This window comes from Pseudomonas sp. ZT5P21 (genome assembly GCF_054897785.1).
On record NZ_CM142705.1, the window covers coordinates 761,658 to 782,983 of the forward strand.

General features: G+C 59.4%; 19 protein-coding genes. 11 read left to right on the forward strand and 8 right to left on the reverse strand.

The window, feature by feature from the left end; translation table 11 throughout:
* The first annotated feature begins 49 nt into the window (after positions 1-49).
* Together ACYZT9_RS03455 and ACYZT9_RS03460 are read left to right on the forward strand one after the other, a co-directional pair.
* Positions 50-2,536, forward strand: coding sequence for a circularly permuted type 2 ATP-grasp protein (locus ACYZT9_RS03455; protein WP_462008578.1), 2,487 nt, complete (start codon positions 50-52; stop codon positions 2,534-2,536).
* Entirely contained in the window at positions 2,536-3,429 is an 894-nt protein-coding gene (locus tag ACYZT9_RS03460) for a transglutaminase family protein (protein WP_462008579.1), read from the forward strand. Before ACYZT9_RS03455 ends, ACYZT9_RS03460 begins: the two co-directional genes overlap by 1 nt.
* Before the next feature lie 144 nt (positions 3,430-3,573).
* On the opposite strand, the gene ACYZT9_RS03465 is transcribed toward ACYZT9_RS03460, so the two are convergent.
* Together ACYZT9_RS03465 and ACYZT9_RS03470 are read right to left on the reverse strand one after the other, a co-directional pair.
* The gene (locus ACYZT9_RS03465) at positions 3,574-3,765 is read right to left on the reverse strand and encodes a hypothetical protein (RefSeq protein ID WP_462008580.1); all 192 of its coding nucleotides are present in this window, start codon (positions 3,763-3,765) and stop codon (positions 3,574-3,576) included.
* Between the two features lie 68 nt (positions 3,766-3,833).
* On the reverse strand, positions 3,834-4,421 hold the full coding sequence (locus ACYZT9_RS03470; RefSeq protein WP_462008581.1) for an LOG family protein: 588 nt from the start codon (positions 4,419-4,421) through the stop codon (positions 3,834-3,836).
* A gap of 343 nt (positions 4,422-4,764) precedes the next feature.
* Here ACYZT9_RS03470 and azu point away from each other — a divergent pair, with 343 nt between their 5' ends.
* Entirely contained in the window at positions 4,765-5,211 is a 447-nt protein-coding gene (gene azu / locus ACYZT9_RS03475) for an azurin (protein ID WP_462008582.1), read from the forward strand.
* A 205-nt stretch (positions 5,212-5,416) separates the two neighbouring features.
* Here the strand turns inward: azu and nadE are convergent, their stop codons facing one another.
* The 3 genes from nadE to ACYZT9_RS03490 all read right to left on the reverse strand — a co-directional run bounded on the left by nadE (position 5,417) and on the right by ACYZT9_RS03490 (position 8,496).
* The gene (nadE, locus tag ACYZT9_RS03480; RefSeq protein ID WP_462008583.1) at positions 5,417-6,244 is read right to left on the reverse strand and encodes an ammonia-dependent NAD(+) synthetase; all 828 of its coding nucleotides are present in this window, start codon (positions 6,242-6,244) and stop codon (positions 5,417-5,419) included.
* Positions 6,245-6,248: 4 nt separating this feature from the next.
* Positions 6,249-7,475, reverse strand: a complete 1,227-nt coding sequence (gene pncB / locus ACYZT9_RS03485) for a nicotinate phosphoribosyltransferase (RefSeq protein WP_462008584.1) — start codon at positions 7,473-7,475, stop codon at positions 6,249-6,251.
* A gap of 109 nt (positions 7,476-7,584) precedes the next feature.
* Positions 7,585-8,496 carry a LysR family transcriptional regulator gene (locus ACYZT9_RS03490; RefSeq protein ID WP_462008585.1) on the reverse strand — a complete coding sequence of 304 codons (912 nt, stop codon included), beginning with the start codon at positions 8,494-8,496 and terminating at the stop codon, positions 7,585-7,587.
* 173 nt (positions 8,497-8,669) lie between these two features.
* On the opposite strand from ACYZT9_RS03490, the gene amaB reads away from it, so the two are divergent.
* From amaB to ACYZT9_RS03530, 8 genes are all read left to right on the forward strand, one after another.
* Entirely contained in the window at positions 8,670-10,160 is a 1,491-nt protein-coding gene (amaB, locus tag ACYZT9_RS03495) for an L-piperidine-6-carboxylate dehydrogenase (protein WP_462008586.1), read from the forward strand.
* A 155-nt stretch (positions 10,161-10,315) separates the two neighbouring features.
* The gene (gene amaA / locus ACYZT9_RS03500; protein WP_462008587.1) at positions 10,316-11,599 is read left to right on the forward strand and encodes an L-pipecolate oxidase; all 1,284 of its coding nucleotides are present in this window, start codon (positions 10,316-10,318) and stop codon (positions 11,597-11,599) included.
* A gap of 363 nt (positions 11,600-11,962) precedes the next feature.
* Positions 11,963-13,096, forward strand: coding sequence for a branched-chain amino acid ABC transporter substrate-binding protein (locus ACYZT9_RS03505; protein WP_462008588.1), 1,134 nt, complete (start codon positions 11,963-11,965; stop codon positions 13,094-13,096).
* Between the two features lie 197 nt (positions 13,097-13,293).
* A complete protein-coding gene (locus tag ACYZT9_RS03510; protein WP_135843448.1) occupies positions 13,294-14,208 on the forward strand; it encodes an ABC transporter permease subunit in 915 nt (304 codons plus the stop codon).
* 3 nt (positions 14,209-14,211) lie between these two features.
* The gene (gene livM, locus ACYZT9_RS03515; RefSeq protein WP_462008589.1) at positions 14,212-15,495 is read left to right on the forward strand and encodes a high-affinity branched-chain amino acid ABC transporter permease LivM; all 1,284 of its coding nucleotides are present in this window, start codon (positions 14,212-14,214) and stop codon (positions 15,493-15,495) included.
* A complete protein-coding gene (locus tag ACYZT9_RS03520; RefSeq protein WP_462008590.1) occupies positions 15,492-16,364 on the forward strand; it encodes an ABC transporter ATP-binding protein in 873 nt (290 codons plus the stop codon). Before livM ends, ACYZT9_RS03520 begins: the two co-directional genes overlap by 4 nt.
* Positions 16,361-17,077 carry an ABC transporter ATP-binding protein gene (locus ACYZT9_RS03525; protein WP_462008591.1) on the forward strand — a complete coding sequence of 239 codons (717 nt, stop codon included), beginning with the start codon at positions 16,361-16,363 and terminating at the stop codon, positions 17,075-17,077. The genes ACYZT9_RS03520 and ACYZT9_RS03525 overlap by 4 nt, the downstream gene beginning before the upstream one ends.
* 840 nt (positions 17,078-17,917) lie before the next feature.
* On the forward strand, positions 17,918-18,688 hold the full coding sequence (locus tag ACYZT9_RS03530; RefSeq protein ID WP_462008592.1) for an SDR family oxidoreductase: 771 nt from the start codon (positions 17,918-17,920) through the stop codon (positions 18,686-18,688).
* Between the two features lie 110 nt (positions 18,689-18,798).
* Here the strand turns inward: ACYZT9_RS03530 and ACYZT9_RS03535 are convergent, their stop codons facing one another.
* The 3 genes from ACYZT9_RS03535 to ureG all read right to left on the reverse strand — a co-directional run bounded on the left by ACYZT9_RS03535 (position 18,799) and on the right by ureG (position 21,311).
* Positions 18,799-19,926 (reverse strand): AGE family epimerase/isomerase, encoded by a 1,128-nt coding sequence (locus ACYZT9_RS03535; RefSeq protein ID WP_462008593.1) that lies wholly within the window; start codon positions 19,924-19,926, stop codon positions 18,799-18,801.
* Between the two features lie 165 nt (positions 19,927-20,091).
* Positions 20,092-20,661, reverse strand: a complete 570-nt coding sequence (locus ACYZT9_RS03540) for a HupE/UreJ family protein (RefSeq protein WP_462008594.1) — start codon at positions 20,659-20,661, stop codon at positions 20,092-20,094.
* 35 nt (positions 20,662-20,696) lie between these two features.
* Positions 20,697-21,311 (reverse strand): urease accessory protein UreG, encoded by a 615-nt coding sequence (ureG, locus tag ACYZT9_RS03545; RefSeq protein WP_059405780.1) that lies wholly within the window; start codon positions 21,309-21,311, stop codon positions 20,697-20,699.
* Between the last annotated feature and the right edge of the window lie 15 nt (positions 21,312-21,326).

Sequence of the window (21,326 nt, forward strand, 5' to 3'; positions counted from 1 at the left end):
CATGAGCCTGCGTTAGTCTGACCGTTCTTTGCTGTCTGCCGAGCTTTCCATGCCTGACCTGCTAGACCGCTACCCGCTGACGGCGGGCCCTTATCACGAACTGCTCGACGACAGCGGCGCCGTGCGCCCGCACTGGCGTCGACTGTTCGACCAGTTGCAACGCAGCACGCCAGCGCAGTTGGTGCAGCGTCAGGCGCTGTTGACCCGGCAGATCCAGGAAAACGGCGTGACCTATAACGTCTACGCCGACCCCAAGGGGGCTGATCGGCCATGGGAACTGGACTTGCTGCCGCATGTGATCGCGGCGGATGAGTGGGCGCAGCTGTCAGCCGGGATCGCTCAGCGGGCGCGTCTGTTGAATGCCGTGCTGGCGGATCTGTACGGCCCGCAACGGTTGATCGCTGAAGGCCTGCTGCCGGCTGAACTGGTCTTCGGTCACAACAACTTCCTCTGGCCATGTCAGGGCATCACGCCGCCCGACGGGGCCTTCCTGCATCTGTTTGCCGTGGATCTGGCGCGCTCGCCCGACGGGCGCTGGTGGGTGACGGCGGACAGGACGCAGGCACCGTCCGGCGCCGGTTACGCGCTGGAAAACCGCACCATCGTGTCCCGGGCCTTTCCCGAGCTGTATCGGGATTTGAAGGTGCAGCATCTGGCGGGTTTTTTCCGCACGCTTCAGGAGACCCTGGCCCGTCAGGCACCCAGCGACAATGAAGTGCCATTGGTAGTGCTGCTGACGCCGGGGCGTTTCAACGAAAGCTATTTCGAACATTTGTATTTGGCGCGACAGCTCGGTTACCCATTGGTGGAGGGCGGCGACCTCACGGTGCGCGATGCCACGGTCTACCTGAAAACGTTGAGCGGCCTGCGCCGGGTTCACGCAATCATGCGGCGGCTCGACGATGATTTCTGTGACCCGCTGGAACTGCGTACGGATTCTGCGCTGGGTGTGCCGGGTCTGCTCGAAGCCGTGCGACAGGGAAGAGTGCTGGTGGCCAACGCACTCGGCAGCGGCGTACTGGAATCGCCGGGACTGCTCGGTTTCCTGCCGAAGATCAATCAGTTCCTGTTCGGCGAAGAGCTGATCCTGCCCTCCATCGCTACGTGGTGGTGCGGCGAAGCGCCAGTGCTGGCCCAAGCGTTGGAAAAGCTGCCGGAGTTGCTGATCAAACCGGCGTTTCCGTCGCAGAGCTTTGCTCCGGTGTTTGGCCGGGATTTGAGTGACAAACAGCGCCAGACCCTCGCCGAGCGCATGCGGGCGCGACCTTACGCTTATGTGGCGCAAGAACTGGCTCAGTTGTCTCAGGCGCCGATCTGGCAAGCCGAGGATGGTCAACTGCAACCCCGTGCCATTGGCATGCGCGTGTATGCGGTGGCCAGTCGCGACGGCTATCGGGTTCTCCCTGGTGGTTTGACCCGGGTTGCCGCCGAGGCCGACGCTGAAGTGGTGTCGATGCAGCGCGGCGGCGCGAGCAAGGACACCTGGGTGTTGGGAGATCGTCCGCCCAGCGGCGAGCAGTGGAAAGCCCAGCGCGCTATCGGCGTGCACGACCTGGTGCGACGCGATCCGTATCTGCCGTCGCGGGTGGTGGAAAACCTGTTCTGGTTTGGCCGTTACTGCGAGCGCTGCGATGACAGCGCGCGGTTGCTGCGGATCATGCTGGCGCGCTATGTCGATGGCGATGACCCACAAGCTCTGGAGGCAGCAGTCGATCTGGGTGAACGGCTGATGTTATTGCCCGATGAAGGTGAATTGCCTGAACGGTTACTGGCGGCGCTGCTCGGTGATGACTGGCCGTTCAGCCTGCGCTCCAACCTGCAGCGATTGCAGTGGGCCGCTTCGCAGGTGCGCGGCAAGCTCTCGCGGGAAAACTGGCAGGCGCTGGTGGAATTGCAGCGAGAAGCTATCGAACTGGAAACCGAAGAACCGGATTTTGGCGAGTTACTGGATTTTCTCAACCGTTTGGTAATGTCGCTGGCGGCGCTGTCCGGTTTCGCCCTTGACGACATGACCCGGGACGAAGGCTGGCGCTTCCTGATGATCGGCCGACGAATCGAGCGCCTGCAATTTTTCAGCGGCAGCCTCGCGGCGTTTCTGCGCGGCAGTGGTGCCTTCGATCAGGCCGGACTGGAATGGTTGCTGGAACTTGGCAACAGCAGCATCACCTACCGCTCGCGGTATCTGGCCGTGGCGCAATTGATTCCGGTGCTGGATCTGTTGCTGCTCGATGAGCAGAACCCGCACGCGGTGTTGTTCCAGCTGAAACTGGTGACCCGGACCGTTAAACGTTTAAACGATGATTTTGGCGCACCGCGCGAAGCCGCTCTGCCGCAATTGGTTGAGCGTCTGGCGCGGTTCGATCTGGGATGCCTGGAGAATTCGCTGTTCGGCGAAGCCAGCGTTCGCGCCGCCATCGATGGTCTGGCCGATCTGCTGCAGGAGATCGCCGATGCCAGCGGGCAAGTGTCGGATCGTCTGGCGTTGCGCCATTTCGCCCATGTCGATGATGTCAGCCAGCGCACGGTGTCCGTCTGATGAGCACCCGTTACCAGATTTTCCACGACACCCATTATCACTATGACAGCCCGGTGTCCCTCGCTCAGCAATTGGCGCACCTGTGGCCGCGATCGTGTGCCTGGCAGCGCTGCACCGAGCAGCAATTGCAGATAAGCCCGGACCCGACATCGCGCCGGGATGAGCTGGACGTGTTCGGTAACCCGCTGACCCGACTGGCCTTCGAGCGGCCGCACGATGAATTGTTGGTCAACGCCCGGCTCACCGTCGAGGTGCTGGCTCGGCCAACCTTGGACTTTAATCAATCCCCCGCGTGGGAAGAAACCCGCAATGCGCTGACCTACAGCAATCAGCCGCTTACGCCCGAATTGTTGGAAGCTTGCCGTTTCCGGTTCGAATCGCCCTATGTGCATTTGAAGCGCAACTTCGTCGAGTTCTCGGAAAGTTGTTTCCCCGTGGGCCGTCCGCTGTTGCTCGGCGTTCAGGCCCTGATGGAGAGAATCTTCAGCGAGTTCACCTTCGACGCTGAAGCGACCCAAGTGGCAACGCCACTGGTGGAAGTGCTGGAGCGTCGGCGCGGGGTGTGCCAGGACTTCGCCCACCTGCTGCTCGCGTGTGTGCGCTCCCGTGGGCTGGCGGCTCGTTACATCAGCGGTTACCTGCTGACTCAGCCGCCACCAGGTCAGCCGCGATTGATCGGCGCCGATGCGTCGCACGCCTGGGTTTCAGTGTTTTGCCCGGTGCTGGGCTGGGTGGATTTCGATCCCACCAACAATGTGCAACCGGCACTCGAACACATCACCCTGGCCTGGGGCAGGGATTTTTCTGATGTCTCGCCGTTGCGGGGGGTGATTCTGGGAGGCGGCAATCACGACCCGGAAGTCCGCGTCACCGTGATGCCATTGGAGCTGTAGGAGCGAGCTCGCTCGCGATGGACGTCAACGATGACGCGTCCTGTCTGGAAAAACGCGCTGTCTTCGTTATCTTCGCGAGCAAGCTCGCTCCTACACTGGACACAGATCCGGTGGGCCTGATCAGATCATCGGGCCCTGAGGGTCTCAGGCGTCGGGCGCCTGATCTTTCGGTGCTTCTACATCATTTTCTGCGGCCACTTCACCGTCTGTTTCCGGGTTCAGTGCGGCGGCTTCTTCTTCAGCTGTAGCTTTCTTGCGCTGAAGCTTTTCCTCTTTCTTCTGCTCCTTGGCCAAGTCTCTCTGACGTTTGGCGAAGGAATAATTAGGTTTAGCCATGGGCGATCCTCTGGGGTCGAAGGTGAGGTTGAGCGGCGCATATTCTGCCCTGTATCGGTGCCGAGCCGTTAGCTGGGTTTTTGCTCTGTCCACTTTGGCAGCACGGTCGGCTGCCAGGCATCCAGGGCATCGAGCAGGGTTTGCGGCGATTCGCTCACTTGCAGCATGTCACGGTGTGCTTCGCGAACGAAGCCTTCGCCGACGATATGATCAAGAAAACCGGTCAATTTGCTGTAGAAACCGTTCACTTCCAGCAGTCCCAGCGGTTTGCCGTGGTAGCCGAGCTGGCCCCAGGTCCAAACTTCGAACAGTTCTTCCAGGGTGCCCAGGCCACCGGGCAGCGCGATAAAGGCATCGCTGAGCTCGGCCATCCGCGCCTTGCGCGCATGCATGCCGTCGACCACTTCCAGGCGAGTCAGGCCGCTGTGGCCGATTTCCTTGTCTTTGAGACTTTGCGGGATGATCCCGATCACTTCACCGCCGGCGGCCAGCGCGGCATCGGCCACGATTCCCATCAGCCCAACGGCACCGCCGCCATAGACCAGGGTCAGCTTGCGCGCGGCCAATGCTTGCCCGAGGGCGACAGCCGCTTCACGATAAGCCGGATTGGTGCCGGTGCTGGCACCGCAAAATACACAAACGGATGCTAAAGACATGCCTTACTCCAGGGTCAGGATGGCCACAGAGTAATGGCAGAGGCGCGGTGCTCCAAGGTCTAAACTTCTCGCTGCGGCATCTCACAGGTGCCACAGGCGCCACAGGCGTAAGCGGCAAGCAAACTGCACAAAAAGCTGTTAATGGTCATGACAGACGCTCCGGCCAGGTGATGAGGAGCTGATGATAAGGCCGCCCTAGACATCTGGCTGGTAGATTGTTTCGATAGGTGTCATAGCTCGAAAGTTGTATACAATTTTTGATTCAGGTCATAGGAACTTGCGAAGTTTTCAGGCAGTCTTCTGTCCATTCGCACTTTTGTTAACCCTGCCTTGGAGATTCACCATGTTTGCCAAACTTGTTGCGGTATCCCTGCTGACACTGGCCAGCAGTCAACTGATGGCTGCCGAGTGCAAGACGACCATCGACTCCACTGACCAGATGTCCTTCAGCACCAAGGCCATCGAAATCGACAAAAGCTGCAAAACCTTCACCGTTGAACTGACCCACTCCGGCAATCTGCCGAAAAACGTCATGGGCCATAACTGGGTGCTGAGCAAAGAGGCTGACATGCAGCCGATCGCCACCGATGGCCTGGCGGCCGGTATCGACAAGAGCTACCTGAAAGAAGGTGATGCGCGCGTGATCGCTCACACCAAAATCATCGGCGCCAAGGAAACCGATTCGGTGACTTTCGATGTGGCGAAGCTGGCTGCTGGCGAAAAATACGGTTTCTTCTGCTCGTTCCCGGGCCACATTTCGATGATGAAAGGCACGGTTACGCTGAAGTAAGAAGGTTAACCGCGTCATCGTTCTTCGTCGGAACGCCGCCCGGAGCAAGCCCGCTCCCACAGTAGATCGCGTTTAGTCAGACAACGCGGTCAACCTGTGGGAGCCGGCTTGCTCGCGAAGGGCCCTCAGCATCGATAAATGCTTACGCCAAAGAAAAGCCCGCTGAAGATCAACGCTTCAGCGGGCTTTTTCATTCATTCACGAATCAAGGCGCAAACGGCATCACCCGCTTGTGATGGGTCTTTTTGTACGTATCGCAAATGATCTTGAACGCTTCTTCACGCACCGGCTCGCCGTGCAGAAACGCATCGATCTCGGCATAGGTCACGCCGTGGGACGCTTCGTCAGGTTTGCCTGGCGACAGGTCTTCGAGGTCGGCAGTCGGGATTTTTTCCACCAGCGATTCCGGTGCGCCGAAATGGCGGGCGATGGCTCGAACCTGATTTTTCACCAGGCCGCTCAACGGTGCCAGGTCGCAGGCGCCGTCACCGAACTTGGTAAAGAAACCCATCACCGCTTCCGCTGCGTGGTCGGTGCCGATCACCAGGCCATGAGCCGCGCCGGCGATGGTGTACTGGGCGACCATGCGCATCCGCGCCTTGGTGTTGCCGAGGACGAAATCCACCGAAACAGCGTGCTGGCCTTCAAAGGCTGCCACCTCATTGGCCAGGGCTTTGACTGCCGGGCCGATGTTCACGGTGTGGCGCTCGTCCGGGGCGATGAAATCCACCGAAGCCTGGGCGTCGTGTTCATCGAACTGGGTTTCGTACGGCAGGCGCACGGCGATGAACTTGTAGTTGTCATCACCGGTGCGCGTGCGCAGTTCACGCATGGCGCGCTGGGCCAGCAGGCCGGCGGTCAGGGAATCAACCCCGCCGCTGATGCCAAGCACCAGGGTTTTGAGCCCGGAATTGACCAGGCAATCCTGGATGAAGGTAACGCGCCGGGCGATTTCCGCTTCGAGAGCGGCCTTGTCGGCGAATGGCGGTTGAACCTTGAGCTGCTCAGCAATCTCACGCTGTACGGCTTGCATGAATTCACTCCTTGCTTGGTGTGCTGGAAAGGGCGGCAGGAACTTTGAAAACGTGTCGCAAGTAGGCGACGAAATTCGGATCTTTGCAGTGAGTCTTGCCAGGCTCGTCGGAGATTTTTGCCACCGGCTGGCCATTGCAGGCTGCCATTTTAAGCACGATGCTCATCGGTTCAACACCTGGAATATCGCACGTCAGGTTGGTGCCAATGCCGAAGCTGACATTGATCCGACCGCGTAATGCACGAAATATTTCCAGCGACTTGGGCAGCGTCAGACTGTCGGAGAACACCAGGGTCTTGCTCATCGGGTCGATGCCCAGCTTATGGTAGTGGGCGATGGCCTTCTCCGCCCAAATCACCGGATCTCCGGAGTCGTGGCGCAGGCCGTCGAAGAGCTTGGCAAAGTACAGGTCGAAATCATTGAGGAAAGCATCGGTGGTGATGCAGTCGGTCAGGGCGATCCCCAACAGGCCGCGGTATTCGCGGACCCAGCAATCGAGGGCGGCAATCTGGCTGTCGATCAGCCGCGGGCCGAGTTGCTGGTGCGCCATGATCCACTCGTGGGCCATGGTGCCCAGCGGTTTCATGTCGAGTTCCCGGGACAGATGCACGTTGCTGGTGCCGACGAAACGTCCGGGGAAATCGTGCTTGAGCACGTTCACCACTTCTTCCTGCACGCGGTAGGAAAAGCGACGACGGGTGCCGAAATCGGCTACCTGCAATTCGGACAATTCGTCGCTGCTGGCGTGGGCGGTCAGCCAGTCGAACTTGCGATAGAGCTGCTCACGCGCCTGCTCCAGAACGATGTCCCGGTATCGATAGCGGTTGCGCACTTCGCTGACAATGGACAGCAGTGGCACTTCAAACAGGATCACATGCAACCACGGCCCGCGCAGACGGATAAACAGCTCACCGTTTTCGATACCGGTGTGGACGTAGCGCAGGTTGAAGCGGAACAACCCGAGAAAGCGCAGAAAATCCGGCTTCATGAAACTGATGCGCTCCATGAAGCTCAACTGGTCAGCGCTCAGGCTCAACTCGGCCAGGCGCTCGATCTGGAAGCGGATTTCCGCCAGGTACGGGCGCAGATCTTCACTGTTCCGGCAACGAAACTCCCATTCGACTTCCACGTTCGGGTAGTTGTGCAGCACCGCCTGCATCATCGTCAGTTTGTAGAAGTCGGTGTCGAGCAGGTTCTGCACGATGCGATCGGCAAACACGCTCTCGCTCATAGCGGGGTTCTCCACATTGAATACGGACAGTGGCGCATATCGGTAGTGGTCATTGCCAGCGATTTTTAGATCGCTGCAGATCATTGTGGGAGCGGGCTTGGGTGAAATCCTAAACCGGTGCTGCATCCGGGCTATCGATCTGCTCCAGCATCCATTTCACAAAATCCCGCACCTTGGGCACTTCCGCCGAATGCTCCGGGTAGGCCAGGTAATACGCGTCGGAACTGGCCATCGCATGCTGCCAGGGAATGACCAGTTTGCCGTCGGCCAATTCCTCTTCCACCAGAAACCGTGGCAACAGCGCCACGCCGCAGCCGACCTGTGCGGCGCGAATGCACATGTAAAAGGTCTCGAAACGCGGGCCGTGATAGCTGTGTTCGGTGTGGTAACCCTGACTGTCGAACCAGTCGTGCCAGGCCTGCGGCCGGGAGGCGTTTTGCAGCAGGACCAGGTCGGTGAGTTGGGTTGGATCGGTGAACGGTGTGGCCGGCAGGCTGCCCGGTGCACACACGGGAACAAGCTCTTCGCCGAACAGCTTCAGGCATTCGGTGCGGGGCCGTGAACCCTGGCCGAAATAGAACGCCAGATCGCTGCGACCTTGCAGCAGATCGTCGGCTTCCTGCTCGCTGCACAGGTCCAGATGGATCGACGGATGACGCAGGCGCCAACCTTTCAAGCGGGGCACCAGCCAGCGGGCGCCGAAGGTCGGAGGGGTGGAGACGCGCAGGACTTCGGTTTCCCCGCCGTAGGAACGCAGGTAATGGGTCGACATCTCGACTTGCGTGAGGATTTTTCGTACTTCGACCAGGTACAAATCACCGGCCGGGGTCATTTGCAGGCGTCGACGCACCCGGCGGAACAGCAGGTGCTGCAACAACTCTTCCAGTTGCGCGACCTGTTTGCTGACCGCGCTCTGTGTCAGGTTCAGCTCTTCGGCGGCCCGTGTGAAGCTCAAATGCCGGGTCACGGCCTCGAAACACTGCAGCGCGGTGATCGACGGCAGGTAACGTTTATTCAGCATGGGTTGTCCTTTTTCTTGTTTCTTACTGACCAGCAATTCGCAGCATGAATAAACGGAATGATATCTCTCTTAAAGGTCGTTTGTTGGGTAACCTCCGGCGAGCTAAAACTACAGGTCTGATCAGTCGTGATTTCCGGCTGCACGTATTCTGTTATTTGTTTGAGGAGTGACCCATGGTTGCCGCATTGCTTGATCGTCTTGGTGTAAACCCGGCCCTGTACCAGAACGGCAAAGTGCCGGTGCATTCGCCGATCGATGGCAGCAAGATTGCCTCCGTGAACTGGGAAGGCGCCGCTGAAGTCGAGCAGCACATCAGTCGCGCAGATCATGCGTTCGAATTGTGGCGCAAGGTCCCGGCCCCGCGACGTGGCGAGCTGGTGCGTCAACTGGGCGACATTCTGCGCGAATACAAGGTCGATCTCGGCGAGCTGGTGTCCTGGGAAGCGGGCAAGATCACTCAGGAAGGCCTGGGTGAAGTTCAGGAAATGATCGACATCTGCGATTTCGCCGTCGGCCTGTCCCGTCAGCTGTATGGTTTGACCATCGCCTCCGAGCGCCCTGGTCACCACATGCGCGAAACCTGGCACCCGTTGGGCATCGTCGGTGTGATCAGCGCGTTCAACTTTCCGGTGGCGGTCTGGGCGTGGAACACTACGCTGGCGCTGGTCTGCGGTAACCCGGTGATCTGGAAACCGTCGGAGAAAACCCCGCTGACCGCACTGGCCTGCCAGGCGCTGTTCGATCGCGTCCTGAAAAACTTCAGCGACGCACCACCGCACCTGAGCCAAGTGATCATCGGTGGCCGCGACGCCGGGGAAGCGCTGGTCGACGACCCGCGTGTCGCGCTGATCAGCGCTACCGGCAGCACCCGGATGGGCCGCGAAGTGGCACCAAAAATCGCCGCACGTTTTGCGCGCAGCATTCTGGAACTGGGTGGCAACAACGCGATGATCCTCGGTCCAAGCGCTGATCTGGACATGGCGGTTCGCGCCATTCTGTTCAGCGCCGTCGGCACCGCCGGTCAGCGTTGCACTACTCTGCGTCGCCTGATCGCTCACGAATCGGTGAAAGAAGAAATCGTTAGCCGCCTGAAGGCCGCTTACTCGAAAGTGCGTATCGGCAATCCGCTGGAAGGCAACCTGATCGGCCCGCTGATCGACAAACACAGCTTCGACAACATGCAGGACGCGCTGGAACAGGCCTTGAGCGAGGGCGGCCGGGTCTTCGGCGGCAAGCGTCAATTGGAAGACAAATACCCGAACGCTTACTACGTCTCGCCGGCCATCGTCGAAATGCCGGAGCAAAGTGATGTGGTCCGCGACGAAACCTTTGCGCCGATCCTGTACGTGGTCGGTTACAAGGACTTCGAGGAGGCCCTGCGCCTGAACAACGCCGTGCCACAAGGCCTGTCCTCGTGCATCTTCACCACCGACGTGCGTGAAGCCGAGCAGTTCATGTCGGCGGTAGGCAGCGACTGCGGCATCGCCAACGTCAACATCGGCCCGAGCGGCGCGGAAATCGGCGGTGCGTTCGGTGGCGAGAAAGAAACGGGCGGTGGTCGAGAGTCGGGCTCCGATGCATGGCGCGGGTACATGCGTCGCCAGACCAATACCGTGAACTATTCGCTGGAGTTGCCGTTGGCGCAGGGGATTACGTTCGACTGAGACTTGAGTCGAACGAAATCCCCTGTGGGAGCGGGCTTACTCGCGAATGCAATCTGTCAGCCGACATTAATGGTGGATGACACACCGCTTTCGCGAGCAAGCCCGCTCCCACACTGATTTGTGTGGGTTGGTTAGGTTTCTGTTGGAGTCTGGCAATGCCGTTACGCGAAGAGTGTCTGTGGGAAAAACTGACGCCGCAAAGACCTGACAATGCGGCCCTCAAGGGCGAGGTCACGGTCGATGTCTGCGTCATCGGTGCCGGTTTCACCGGGCTGTCGGCGGCGGTGCATTTGCTGGAGCAGGGCAAAACGGTGTGTGTGCTGGAAGCCCATCGCGCCGGTCATGGCGGTTCGGGGCGCAACGTTGGGCTGGTCAATGCCGGCATGTGGATTCCACCGGATGAAATCGAAGCCGGATTCGGCGTAGCGGTAGGCAGTCAGCTCAATCGCATGCTGGGGGCGGCGCCTTCGCTGGTGTTCAGCCTTGTGGACAAATACAAGATCGATTGTCAGCTACGCCGCGAAGGCACGCTGCACATGGCGCACAACGCCCGTGGCGAAGCGGACTTGCGCAGTCGTGAAGAGCAATGGAAACGCCGCGGTGCACCGGTCGAGTTGCTAACGGGTCAAGCCTGCGAGCAGGCAACCGGCACCCAGAAAATCGCTGCCGCGTTGCTGGATCGGCGCGCGGGCACGATCAACCCGATGGCTTACACCACAGGGCTGGCCAAAGCAGCCATCGGCTTCGGCGGCCAGCTGTTCGATCATTCTCCCGTGACGCGACTCGAGCGTCAGGGCCAACGCTGGTCGGTGCAAACCGCGCAAGGTTCGGTGCTCGCCGAGCAGGTGGTCATCGCTTCCAATGCCTACACCGAAGGCGACTGGACGGAGCTTCGGCGTAACTTCTTCCCCGGTTATTACTATCAGGTGGCTTCGGTGCCGCTGACTGAAGATGCCGCACAGCAAATCCTTCCCGGTGGCCAGGGTTCCTGGGACACACGCCAGGTACTCAGCAGCATTCGTCGCGACAAAGACGGTCGCTTGTTGCTTGGCAGTCTGGGTAATGGCAACCAGAAGCCGACCTGGTTCCTCAAGGCTTGGGCCGATCGGGTTCAACAGCACTATTTTCCGTACCTCAAAGCGGTGGAATGGGAATGCACCTGGACCGGTTGCATCGCCTTCACCCCCGATCATTTGATGCGCTTGTTCGAACCGGCGCCGGGTCTGGTGGCGGTCACCGGCTACAACGGCCGGGGTGTGACGACGGGCACGGTGGTCGGCAAAGCGTTTGCCGATTATTTGTGCAATGGAAATCCTCAGGCACTGCCTATTCCCTTCGCCCCCATGCAACCGCTGACCGGGGTGGGACTTCGCAGCTGTCTGTATGAGGCCGGTTTTTCGCTGTATCACGCAGGCCAGTGCCTGCGCATCGTTATTTGATTGTTGAAATTTGTTGCTAAAAGCGGCGCTTTTCGGCGCAGCGACTAGCCTGTAATGGTGCGAGTTGTAGCAGTCCCGCACCGGCAGTGTGCACTTCGGTGACGCACGTTGTTACAGGCTGGTTGCACGTCGTTTGGCGCCGCGGTTGCAATGATGGCGCGTGCGGGTTGCGCCTATGCAATTAAACGGTTTCACCTTCCGCGGTTTAGACGGTTGCACGCCCAATGAAAATGGGATCAAAACAGTCGAAATAACAATAAAGCAGCGACTTTTTTCAGAATAAAAAACCGATGGCACGGCCCTTGCTCTGAGCTTTCAGAGAAGTCGAAGTGCCAACTAAAAAAAACCTTGGAGCACCACCTCATGTCCCAGACGTTTTACAAAAAAGGCTTTCTGGCCCTCGCAGTGGCAGCTGCGCTGGGTGTTTCTGCGTTTGCACAGGCTGACGTAAAAATCGGTGTGGCGGGTCCGATGACAGGCGCCAACGCAGCATTTGGCGAGCAGTACATGAAGGGTGCACAGGCAGCGGCCGATGCGGTCAACGCAGCGGGCGGCGTGAACGGGGAAAAGATCGTACTGGTCAAGGGCGATGACGCCTGCGAACCGAAACAGGCTGTGACGGTCGCCAAGGACCTGACCAACCAGAAAGTGGCGGGCGTGGTCGGTCACTTCTGCTCGTCGTCGACCATCCCGGCTTCGGAGATCTACGACGAAGCGGGCATCATCGCGATCACTCCGGGTTCCACCAACCCTGCGGTTACCGAGCGCGGCCTGAGTGCCATGTTCCGTATGTGCGGGCGTGACGACCAGCAAGGCATAGTGGCCGGTGACTATATCGTCGACGTGCTCAAGGGCAAGAAGGTTGTGGTGTTGCACGACAAGGACACCTACGGCCAAGGCCTGGCAGATGCCACCAAGGCCCAACTGGAAAAACGCGGCGTGAAGCCGGTGCTGTATGAAGGCCTGACCCGTGGCGAGAAAGACTTCAGCACTATCGTCACCAAAATCCGCGGCGCCGGCGCCGATGTCGTCTACTTCGGCGGTCTGCATCCGGAAGCCGGTCCTCTGGTTCGTCAACTGCGTGAGCAAGGCCTGAAAGACGTCAAGTTCATGTCCGATGACGGCATTGTGACCGACGAACTGGTGACCACCGCTGGCGGCCCGCAATTCGTTGATGGCGTGCTGATGACCTTCGGCGCTGACCCGCGCATGCTGCCAGACAGCAAGACCGTGGTAGACGCGTTCCGTAAAGCCGGTACCGAGCCTGAAGGCTACACCCTGTACGCCTACGCTTCGGTTCAGACCCTGGCCGCTGCGTTCAATGGCGCCAAGTCCAACAAGGGCGAAGAAGCTGCCAAATGGCTGAAAGCCAACACGGTCAAAACCGTGATGGGCGACAAGGCCTGGGATTCCAAGGGCGACCTGAAAGTTTCCGACTACGTTGTGTACCAGTGGGACAAGGATGGCAAATACCACCAACTGGAAAAACAGAAGTGATATGAGCTGCTGATCTGCCCTGTGGTGAGGGGGTTAATCCCCTCGCCACAGCGTGTTCACCTTCAGCAGACTGAAATCAGTCATGGCTCGTCTGTCTTTTCTCGTAGAGCTGCACACGACCGTGTTGCGCGGGTGGCTGAACCCCGGTCCGTCGCACCTGGCTTATGTGCAGTCTCTCAAATGCGTGAGATTGCGTTATGGATGGTATTTTCCTGCAGCAACTGGTCAACGGCCTGACCCTCGGGTCGGTCTATGGCCTGATCGCCATCGGCTACACAATGGTCTATGGCATCATCGGCATGATCAACTTCGCCCATGGCGAGGTTTACATGATTTCCGCTTACCTCGCGGCAATCAGTCTGGCTCTGCTGGCATACTTCGGTATTGAATCCTTCCCTCTGTTGATGCTTGGCACCCTGATTTTCACCATCGTGGTCACGGCAGTGTACGGTTGGGTCATCGAGCGTGTCGCATACAAACCTCTGCGTAACTCCACCCGACTGGCACCGCTGATCAGCGCCATCGGTATTTCGCTGATCCTGCAAAACTATGCACAGATCGCCCAGGGCGCGAAGCAACAAGGCGTTCCAACCTTGCTGACGGGTGCCTGGCGCGTCGAAGTCGGCACAGGGTTTGTGCAACTGACTTACACCAAAGTCTTTATTCTGGTCGCAGCGTTTGCCGGGATGGCCCTGCTGACCTATGTCATCAAGTACACCAAGCTCGGCCGCATGTGTCGCGCAACCCAGCAAGATCGCAAGATGGCCTCGATTCTGGGGATCAACACCGATCGGGTGATTTCCTACGTGTTCATCATTGGTGCTGCCATGGCCGCCCTGGCCGGTGTGCTGATCACCATGAACTACGGCACGTTCGACTTCTATGCCGGTTTCATCATCGGGATCAAGGCATTCACCGCCGCGGTACTCGGTGGCATCGGCTCGCTGCCTGGCGCGATGCTCGGCGGGATCATTCTCGGGATTTCCGAGTCGCTGTTCTCCGGCCTGGTCAATTCGGACTACAAAGACGTTTTCAGCTTCTCGCTGCTCGTTCTCGTTCTGGTCTTTCGGCCCCAAGGCCTGCTCGGCCGTCCTCTTGTGTCGAAGGTGTAAGCGATGTCTTCAACCACTAAAAAAACCATTGATTTCAAAAGAAGCCTGGTTGACGCGATTCTTGCCGGTCTGGTCGCCCTCATTGTGTTTGGCCCGATTGTTGGCGTAGTCCTCGACGGCTACGGCTTCAATCTGGAAACGACCCGCGTGGCGTGGATTGTTGCCATCGTCATGGCTGGCCGCTTTGCATTGAGCCTGTTTCTGCAAACACCCAAAGGCCTGAAAATTCTTGACGGCTTTGAGAGCACCGGCTCCGGGGTGCATGTTCTGCCGCCTGATTATAAAACCCGGTTGCGCTGGATCATCCCCCTGGTGATCGTCATCGCCGTGGTGTTCCCGTTTTTCTCCAACTCGTACTTGCTGGGCGTGGTCATCCTCGGGTTGATCTACGTGCTGCTGGGTCTGGGCCTGAACATCGTGGTCGGTCTGGCCGGCCTGCTCGACCTCGGTTACGTGGCGTTCTACGCCATCGGTGCCTATGGGCTCGCGCTGGGTTATCAATACCTCGGGCTGGGTTTCTGGACGGTGCTGCCACTGGCGGCGATCACAGCGGGGCTGGCCGGTTGCATCCTTGGTTTCCCGGTGTTGCGTCTGCACGGCGACTACCTGGCGATCGTGACCCTGGGCTTCGGTGAAATCATCCGTTTGATTCTCAATAACTGGCTGACCCTGACCGGTGGCCCGAACGGCATGGCTGCGCCGTTGCCCACCTTCTTCGGCATCGAATTCGGCAAAAGGGCGAAAGAGGGCGGGGTGCCATTCCATGAGTTCTTTGGCATCGCCTACAACCCGGACGTGAAGTACTACTTCATCTACGCGGTGTTGTTCCTGGTGGTATTGGCCGTGTTGCACATCAAGCACCGCCTGACCCGCATGCCGGTCGGTCGCGCTTGGGAAGCCTTGCGTGAAGATGAAATCGCCTGCCGTTCCATGGGGCTCAACCACGTGCTGGTCAAGCTTTCGGCGTTCACCATCGGTGCATCGACGGCCGGTCTCGCGGGCGTGTTCTTCGCCACTTATCAAGGGTTCGTCAACCCGACCTCGTTCACCTTCTTTGAATCGGCCCTGATCCTCGCCATTGTCGTACTCGGCGGCATGGGCTCGACCATCGGCGTGGTCATCGCAGCCTTCGTGCTGACCGTGGCCCCGGAGTTGCTGCGTGGCTTCGCGGAATATCGCGTGCTGCTGTTCGGCATCCTGATGGTGTTGATGATGATCTGGCGACCGCGCGGCCTGATTCGGATCAGCCGTACCGGTGTGACCCCGCGTAAAGGAGTAGCGCCATGAGCGAAGTCGTACTCTCGGTCGAGAAGCTGATGATGCACTTCGGCGGCATCAAGGCGTTGAACGATGTCAGTCTGAAGGTCAAGCGCAACTCGATCTTCGCCCTGATCGGTCCCAACGGCGCCGGCAAGACCACCGTGTTCAACTGCCTTACCGGGTTCTACAAGGCCTCGGGCGGCAAGATCGAACTCAACGTGCGTGGCGAGCGGACCGATGTCATCAAAATGCTGGGTGAACCGTTTAAGGCAACCGATTTCGTATCGCCGAAAAACTTCCTCAGCCGGCTCCATTACAAGATGTTCGGCGGTACTCACCTGGTGAACCGTGCCGGCCTGGCGCGGACCTTCCAGAACATTCGCCTGTTCAAGGAAATGTCGGTGCTGGAAAACCTGCTGGTGGCCCAACACATGTGGGTCAACCGCAGCATGTTGGCCGGCATCCTCAACACCAAGGGTTACCGCAAGGCCGAAAGCGATGCGCTGGACCACGCTTTCTACTGGCTGGAAGTGGTGGACCTGGTGGACTGCGCCAACCGTCTGGCGGGCGAACTGTCCTACGGTCAGCAACGCCGTCTGGAAATCGCCCGGGCCATGTGCACCCGGCCGCAGATCATCTGCCTCGACGAGCCGGCCGCCGGCCTCAACCCTCAGGAAACCGAAGCGCTGAGCGCGATGATCCGGCTGCTGCGCGACGAGCACGATCTGACCGTGGTGCTAATCGAACACGACATGGGCATGGTTATGAGCATTTCCGATCACATCGTGGTGCTGGACCACGGCATCGTCATCGCCGAGGGCGGGCCCGATGCGATTCGCAATGACCCGAAAGTGATTGCGGCCTACCTGGGCGCCGATGAAGAGGAGGTGGTATGACCCAACCCATCCTCGAACTCAAGGAACTTGACGTGTTCTATGGACCGATCCAGGCCCTGAAGAACGTCTCGCTGCACATCAACGAAGGTGAAACGGTCAGCCTGATCGGTTCCAACGGTGCCGGCAAGTCGACCCTGTTGATGTCGATCTTCGGTCAGCCAAGGGCGGCAGATGGGCAGATCATTTATCAGGGTGTGGACATTACCCATAAGTCGTCGCACTACATCGCCTCCAACGGTATCGCACAATCGCCGGAAGGCCGACGCGTATTCCCCGACATGACCGTCGAGGAAAACCTGCTGATGGGCACTATTCCGATCGGCGACAAATACGCCAAGGAAGACATGCAACGCATGTTCGAACTGTTTCCGCGGCTCGAAGAGCGGCGCACCCAGCGCGCCATGACCATGTCCGGTGGTGAGCAGCAAATGCTCGCCATCGCCCGTGCGCTGATGAGCCGGCCCAAGCTCCTGCTGCTCGACGAGCCGAGTCTGGGCCTGGCGCCGATCGTGGTGAAACAGATCTTTGCCACCCTGCGGGAGCTCGCCAAGACCGGCATGACCATTTTCCTGGTCGAGCAAAACGCCAACCATGCGCTCAAGCTGTCGGACCGGGCTTACGTAATGGTCAACGGCGAGATACGCCTCAGTGGCACCGGCAAGGAGTTGCTGGTGAACGAGGAGGTGCGCAACGCTTATCTCGGCGGGCACTGAGTCCTGTTGAAATATCCAAAGCCCCGACGAGCAATCGCCGGGGCTTTTTTACGCCTCCAAACACCTCCAATCCCTGTGGGAGCGAGCTTGCTCGCGAAAGCGACGGCACAGTCAGCATTGAGGTGACTGACCCACCGCTATCGCGAGCAAGCTCGCTCCCACAGGTGACTGGGGTGTGCTTTCGGTGAATTGTGGAAAACAAATTTGCCAAGCTCTCAAAGCGCGACATAAAGCCGCTGCAAATTGTTGTTTTGTCACGGTTTTGACTTGTCCCCGTTTACTGTGGAGCTGGCTGTGAATAACGTGGGAGTAGCTGGCTGGGGGCCTTTAGATACGTGGCTTGCAGAGGTGTGGTTGTTTTTTGATCAGGGGCGCTTACTGAGCCGAAGCTCAGCTTTGTCAATCTTTTTATTGGTCGCGAAATCAGTCTTAAACGGAGGGGTAGTTCCTGTGGATAAGTCTGTGGTTAAACTCTGGAAAGACTCGGCTGAGGGCCGTGGTTACTGGCTTGGCGCCATCGCTGATTTGTCGAGTCAATCGTGCAAAATGCCATGGGCTACACAGTGAACACTGCAGGGTCAAGCAAAAAACTTTGTAATCTGCCCGCAAAGCCGTGTGCTCAGCGGCTTTCAGCTTTTTCACTTGCCCCCGGAAACTGTGGAACGGCCTGTGGATAACGTGCGCGTACATGGCTGCAGGCCACGGGGGATATAGCGTCGCCGGTGCTGATCGTTTTTTGTACAGCTTTAGTGGTGGTTGCCGCTGTCGAAAAGGCCGGGCATGCTGCCAGCTGACTTTCTATTCCAATGGCTGCCGGTCGGCCAAAGCAAGGAGAACACGATGTCCAACACCCTGTTTATTACCGGCGCAACTGCCGGTTTTGGTGAAGCCTGTGCCCGTCGCTTTGCCGAGGCTGGCTGGAAACTGGTGCTGACGGGCCGTCGTGAAGAACGCCTCAATGCTCTGTGCGCCGAGTTGTCGAAACAGACCGAGGTTCATGGCCTTGTGCTTGACGTACGTGATCGCAAGGCCATGGAGGAGGCGATTGCCAACCTGCCACCCTCTTTCGCCAAGCTGCGCGGGCTGATCAACAATGCTGGTCTGGCGCTCGGTGTCGACCCTGCACCGAAGTGCAACCTTGATGATTGGGACACCATGGTCGACACCAACATCAAAGGCTTGATGTACAGCACTCGTCTGCTGTTGCCGCGCCTGATTGCCCACGGCCGTGGCGCCAGCATCGTCAACCTCGGATCCATCGCCGGTAACTATCCGTACCCGGGCAGCCATGTGTACGGCGCGAGCAAGGCGTTCGTCAAACAGTTCTCTCTGAACCTGCGCTGCGACCTTCAAGGCACGGGCGTGCGTGTCAGCAACATCGAGCCGGGTCTGTGCGAGAGCGAGTTCTCGCTGGTGCGCTTTGCCGGTGATCAGGAGCGGTACAACGCGACCTACGCCGGTGCCGAGCCGATCCAGCCGCAAGACATCGCCGACACCATTTTCTGGGTACTCAATGCACCGGCACACATCAACATCAACAGCCTCGAGCTGATGCCGGTGAGCCAGACGTGGAGCGGGTTTGCGATTGAGCGTAATGGTGGCAAGGCGTAATTGTGGCGAGGGAGCTTGCTCCCGCTGGGCCGCGAAGCGGCCCCACTTTTGCCAGAAAAAGGGGACTGCTGCGCAGTCCAGCGGGAGCAAGCTCCCTCGCCACAGAGGTATTAGTCGAGATAGTCGGCGAGCCCGCGATAGCAGGTCGCCAAATGATAAGGGGTGGTCGAAGGCATATCCCGGCGGCTCACTTCACCATTCTCATCGCGACACTCGTACCAGCCGTGCGCATGCAGAGAGCGCAGTTGCAGCGCCTGCAACTGGCGCAACACCGATGTCTCGCTGCCGGGACGTAGCGTCAACGCGCGCAGGTATTCAGCCTGAGCCCAGATGCGTTGGGTGCCATCCTTCGATTGCCCGTCTAGCGTGAGCATGGCCCGCACGGCGCCACTCGGTTGATCGACACCCAAATGCTCGGTGAATGCAAAGGCGCGGTCCAGAGAGGCGTGCAGTGCCGAACCGCGCAACAACGGTGAAGATTCCAGCAGGAAATACCACTCGAACTGATGCCCCGGTTCGAACCAGTTATCCACAGCGCCGAGCGGTTTTTCCATCAGCACACCGTGCTGCGGATCGATAAAGCGCTTCTGCATCGCTGTGCATAACGCAACGAGCGCGTCCTGCACAGCGGCGTCTTTGCGTACCGACAGCGTGGCGAGGAACGCTTCGGCCAGGTGCATCAGTGGGTTTTGCAGTGGCCCGGTGTTTAACGACGACCAGTCACGTTCGAGGCTGGCTTCGTACAGGCCGTCGCCCGTGGCAAAACGCTGCGCAACCACTTCAAGCACGGCATTGAGCACCGACTCCACCAGCGGCTCGCGAACCTTGTCCCAGTAATGGGCGCAGGCGAAGAGAATGAAGGCGTGGGTGTAAAGATCTTTGCGCTGGTCCAGCACAGCACCCTGCGGATCGATGCTGTAGAACCAGCCACCGTGTTCGGCGTCATGGAAATGCTGCTGCAACGAGCGGAACAACGCCGCGGCACGCTCTTCGGCGCCAGGCATCTGGCCGATGAGGCTGGCAAACAGATACAGCTGCCGCGCGCAGGCCATGGCCCGGTAGCGTTGAGGTGGCAAGGGTTGACACCCGGCGTCCAGCGCCTCGTAGGGCAGCGCCAACTCGGCATTCCAGCCGGGACCTTGCCAGAGGGGCACGATTACGTCCTGGAAATGCTGTTGCACCGAAGCGAACAGAGCGGTCAATTCAGGTTGGGAAGCGGAGCGGGAAACAGGTGGCATGGGCTGGCGTCGTCACGGCAGGTTTGATTGCGCGACATGTTATCAGGCCTGAGAGTTACGGTGTCTGTGAGTCCGCCTTCGCGAGCAAGCCCGCTCCCACATTGGAACGCGTACACCTGTGGGAGCGGGCTTGCTCGCGAAGAGGCCATCACAAGCAATACCAAATCAACCCGCCAACAACCAAACCCCGGTCGCCGCAGAAGCCGCACCCGCCAAACGAACCAAAGGCGCCGCTTGTGGCACCACACGAACCACCGCATAACCCGCCGCGTGCAATGTCGCCGTCGCCGCCACAAACCCTGCGGCATACGCCCACGGACTCGACATTTCCGGCAATTCCAGCCCATGCGCCACACCATGGAACAGCGCAAATAACGCGGTCGCGCCCACCGCCATGCTCAACGGCGGACGCACCGCCAGTGCCACCGCCAGGCCCAGCGCCAGCACTGACGCCGCAATTCCGCTTTCCAGCGCCGGTAGGTTCAGCCCCTCAAAACCCAGCAGTCCACCGATCAACAGGGTGCCGACAAACGTGCACGGCAGCGCCCAGCGTGCGGTGCCTTTTTGCTGCGCCGCCCACAAACCGACGGCTAGCATCGCCAGCAAGTGGTCCAGGCCGCCAATCGGGTGGCTGATGCCGGCAATCAAACCGTTGTCGCCGTGACCAGGATGGGCGAAGGCGATGGCCGGGGTCAGCAGTAGGGCCATGGCGCCCAGAATGCGTTCAAGTGTCATGGATAAGCTTCCTTGTTGATAAACGTTGGTCGGTATCAGGCTGCAGTCAGCAGGCCCTGGCGCTCGATGAACGCGATGATTTCTTCCAGGCCCAGCCCGGTTTTCTGGTTGCTGAAGACAAAAGGTTTGCCGTTGCGCATGCGCTGGGTGTCGCTGTCCATCATCTCCAGCGACGCGCCTACGAGCGGCGCGAGGTCGACCTTGTTGATCACCAGCAGGTCGGATTTGCAGATCCCCGGCCCGCCCTTGCGCGGCAGCTTGTCGCCGGCAGAGACGTCGATCACGTAGATCGTAAGGTCCGACAGTTCCGGGCTGAACGTGGCAGACAGATTGTCGCCACCTGACTCCACCAGGATCAGGTCCAGCCCCGGAAAGCGGCGGTTCAGTTGGTCCACGGCTTCGAGGTTGATCGAGGCGTCTTCGCGAATCGCCGTGTGCGGGCAGCCGCCGGTTTCCACGCCGATGATCCGCTCCGGCGCCAGGGCTTCGTTGCGCACCAGAAAATCAGCGTCTTCGCGGGTGTAGATATCATTGGTCACAACGGCCAGGTTGTAGCGGTCGCGCAGCGCCAGGCACAAAGCCAAAGTCAGGGCGGTTTTGCCGGAACCGACCGGGCCGCCGATGCCAACGCGCAGAGGTTGTGTGTTCATGTGATTCTCCAAAAT

Excerpts from the sequence above, each read along its gene's own strand:
- ACYZT9_RS03455 (WP_462008578.1), top strand. The coding sequence starts at position 50 with ATGCCTGACCTGCTAGACCGCTACCCGCTGACGGCGGGCCCTTATCAC.
- ACYZT9_RS03460 (WP_462008579.1), top strand. The coding sequence starts at position 2,536 with ATGAGCACCCGTTACCAGATTTTCCACGACACCCATTATCACTATGAC.
- ACYZT9_RS03465 (WP_462008580.1), bottom strand. The coding sequence starts at position 3,765 with ATGGCTAAACCTAATTATTCCTTCGCCAAACGTCAGAGAGACTTGGCC.
- ACYZT9_RS03470 (WP_462008581.1), bottom strand. The coding sequence starts at position 4,421 with ATGTCTTTAGCATCCGTTTGTGTATTTTGCGGTGCCAGCACCGGCACC.
- azu (WP_462008582.1), top strand. The coding sequence starts at position 4,765 with ATGTTTGCCAAACTTGTTGCGGTATCCCTGCTGACACTGGCCAGCAGT.
- nadE (WP_462008583.1), bottom strand. The coding sequence starts at position 6,244 with ATGCAAGCCGTACAGCGTGAGATTGCTGAGCAGCTCAAGGTTCAACCG.
- pncB (WP_462008584.1), bottom strand. The coding sequence starts at position 7,475 with ATGAGCGAGAGCGTGTTTGCCGATCGCATCGTGCAGAACCTGCTCGAC.
- ACYZT9_RS03490 (WP_462008585.1), bottom strand. The coding sequence starts at position 8,496 with ATGCTGAATAAACGTTACCTGCCGTCGATCACCGCGCTGCAGTGTTTC.
- amaB (WP_462008586.1), top strand. The coding sequence starts at position 8,670 with ATGGTTGCCGCATTGCTTGATCGTCTTGGTGTAAACCCGGCCCTGTAC.
- amaA (WP_462008587.1), top strand. The coding sequence starts at position 10,316 with ATGCCGTTACGCGAAGAGTGTCTGTGGGAAAAACTGACGCCGCAAAGA.
- ACYZT9_RS03505 (WP_462008588.1), top strand. The coding sequence starts at position 11,963 with ATGTCCCAGACGTTTTACAAAAAAGGCTTTCTGGCCCTCGCAGTGGCA.
- ACYZT9_RS03510 (WP_135843448.1), top strand. The coding sequence starts at position 13,294 with ATGGATGGTATTTTCCTGCAGCAACTGGTCAACGGCCTGACCCTCGGG.
- livM (WP_462008589.1), top strand. The coding sequence starts at position 14,212 with ATGTCTTCAACCACTAAAAAAACCATTGATTTCAAAAGAAGCCTGGTT.
- ACYZT9_RS03520 (WP_462008590.1), top strand. The coding sequence starts at position 15,492 with ATGAGCGAAGTCGTACTCTCGGTCGAGAAGCTGATGATGCACTTCGGC.
- ACYZT9_RS03525 (WP_462008591.1), top strand. The coding sequence starts at position 16,361 with ATGACCCAACCCATCCTCGAACTCAAGGAACTTGACGTGTTCTATGGA.
- ACYZT9_RS03530 (WP_462008592.1), top strand. The coding sequence starts at position 17,918 with ATGTCCAACACCCTGTTTATTACCGGCGCAACTGCCGGTTTTGGTGAA.
- ACYZT9_RS03535 (WP_462008593.1), bottom strand. The coding sequence starts at position 19,926 with ATGCCACCTGTTTCCCGCTCCGCTTCCCAACCTGAATTGACCGCTCTG.
- ACYZT9_RS03540 (WP_462008594.1), bottom strand. The coding sequence starts at position 20,661 with ATGACACTTGAACGCATTCTGGGCGCCATGGCCCTACTGCTGACCCCG.
- ureG (WP_059405780.1), bottom strand. The coding sequence starts at position 21,311 with ATGAACACACAACCTCTGCGCGTTGGCATCGGCGGCCCGGTCGGTTCC.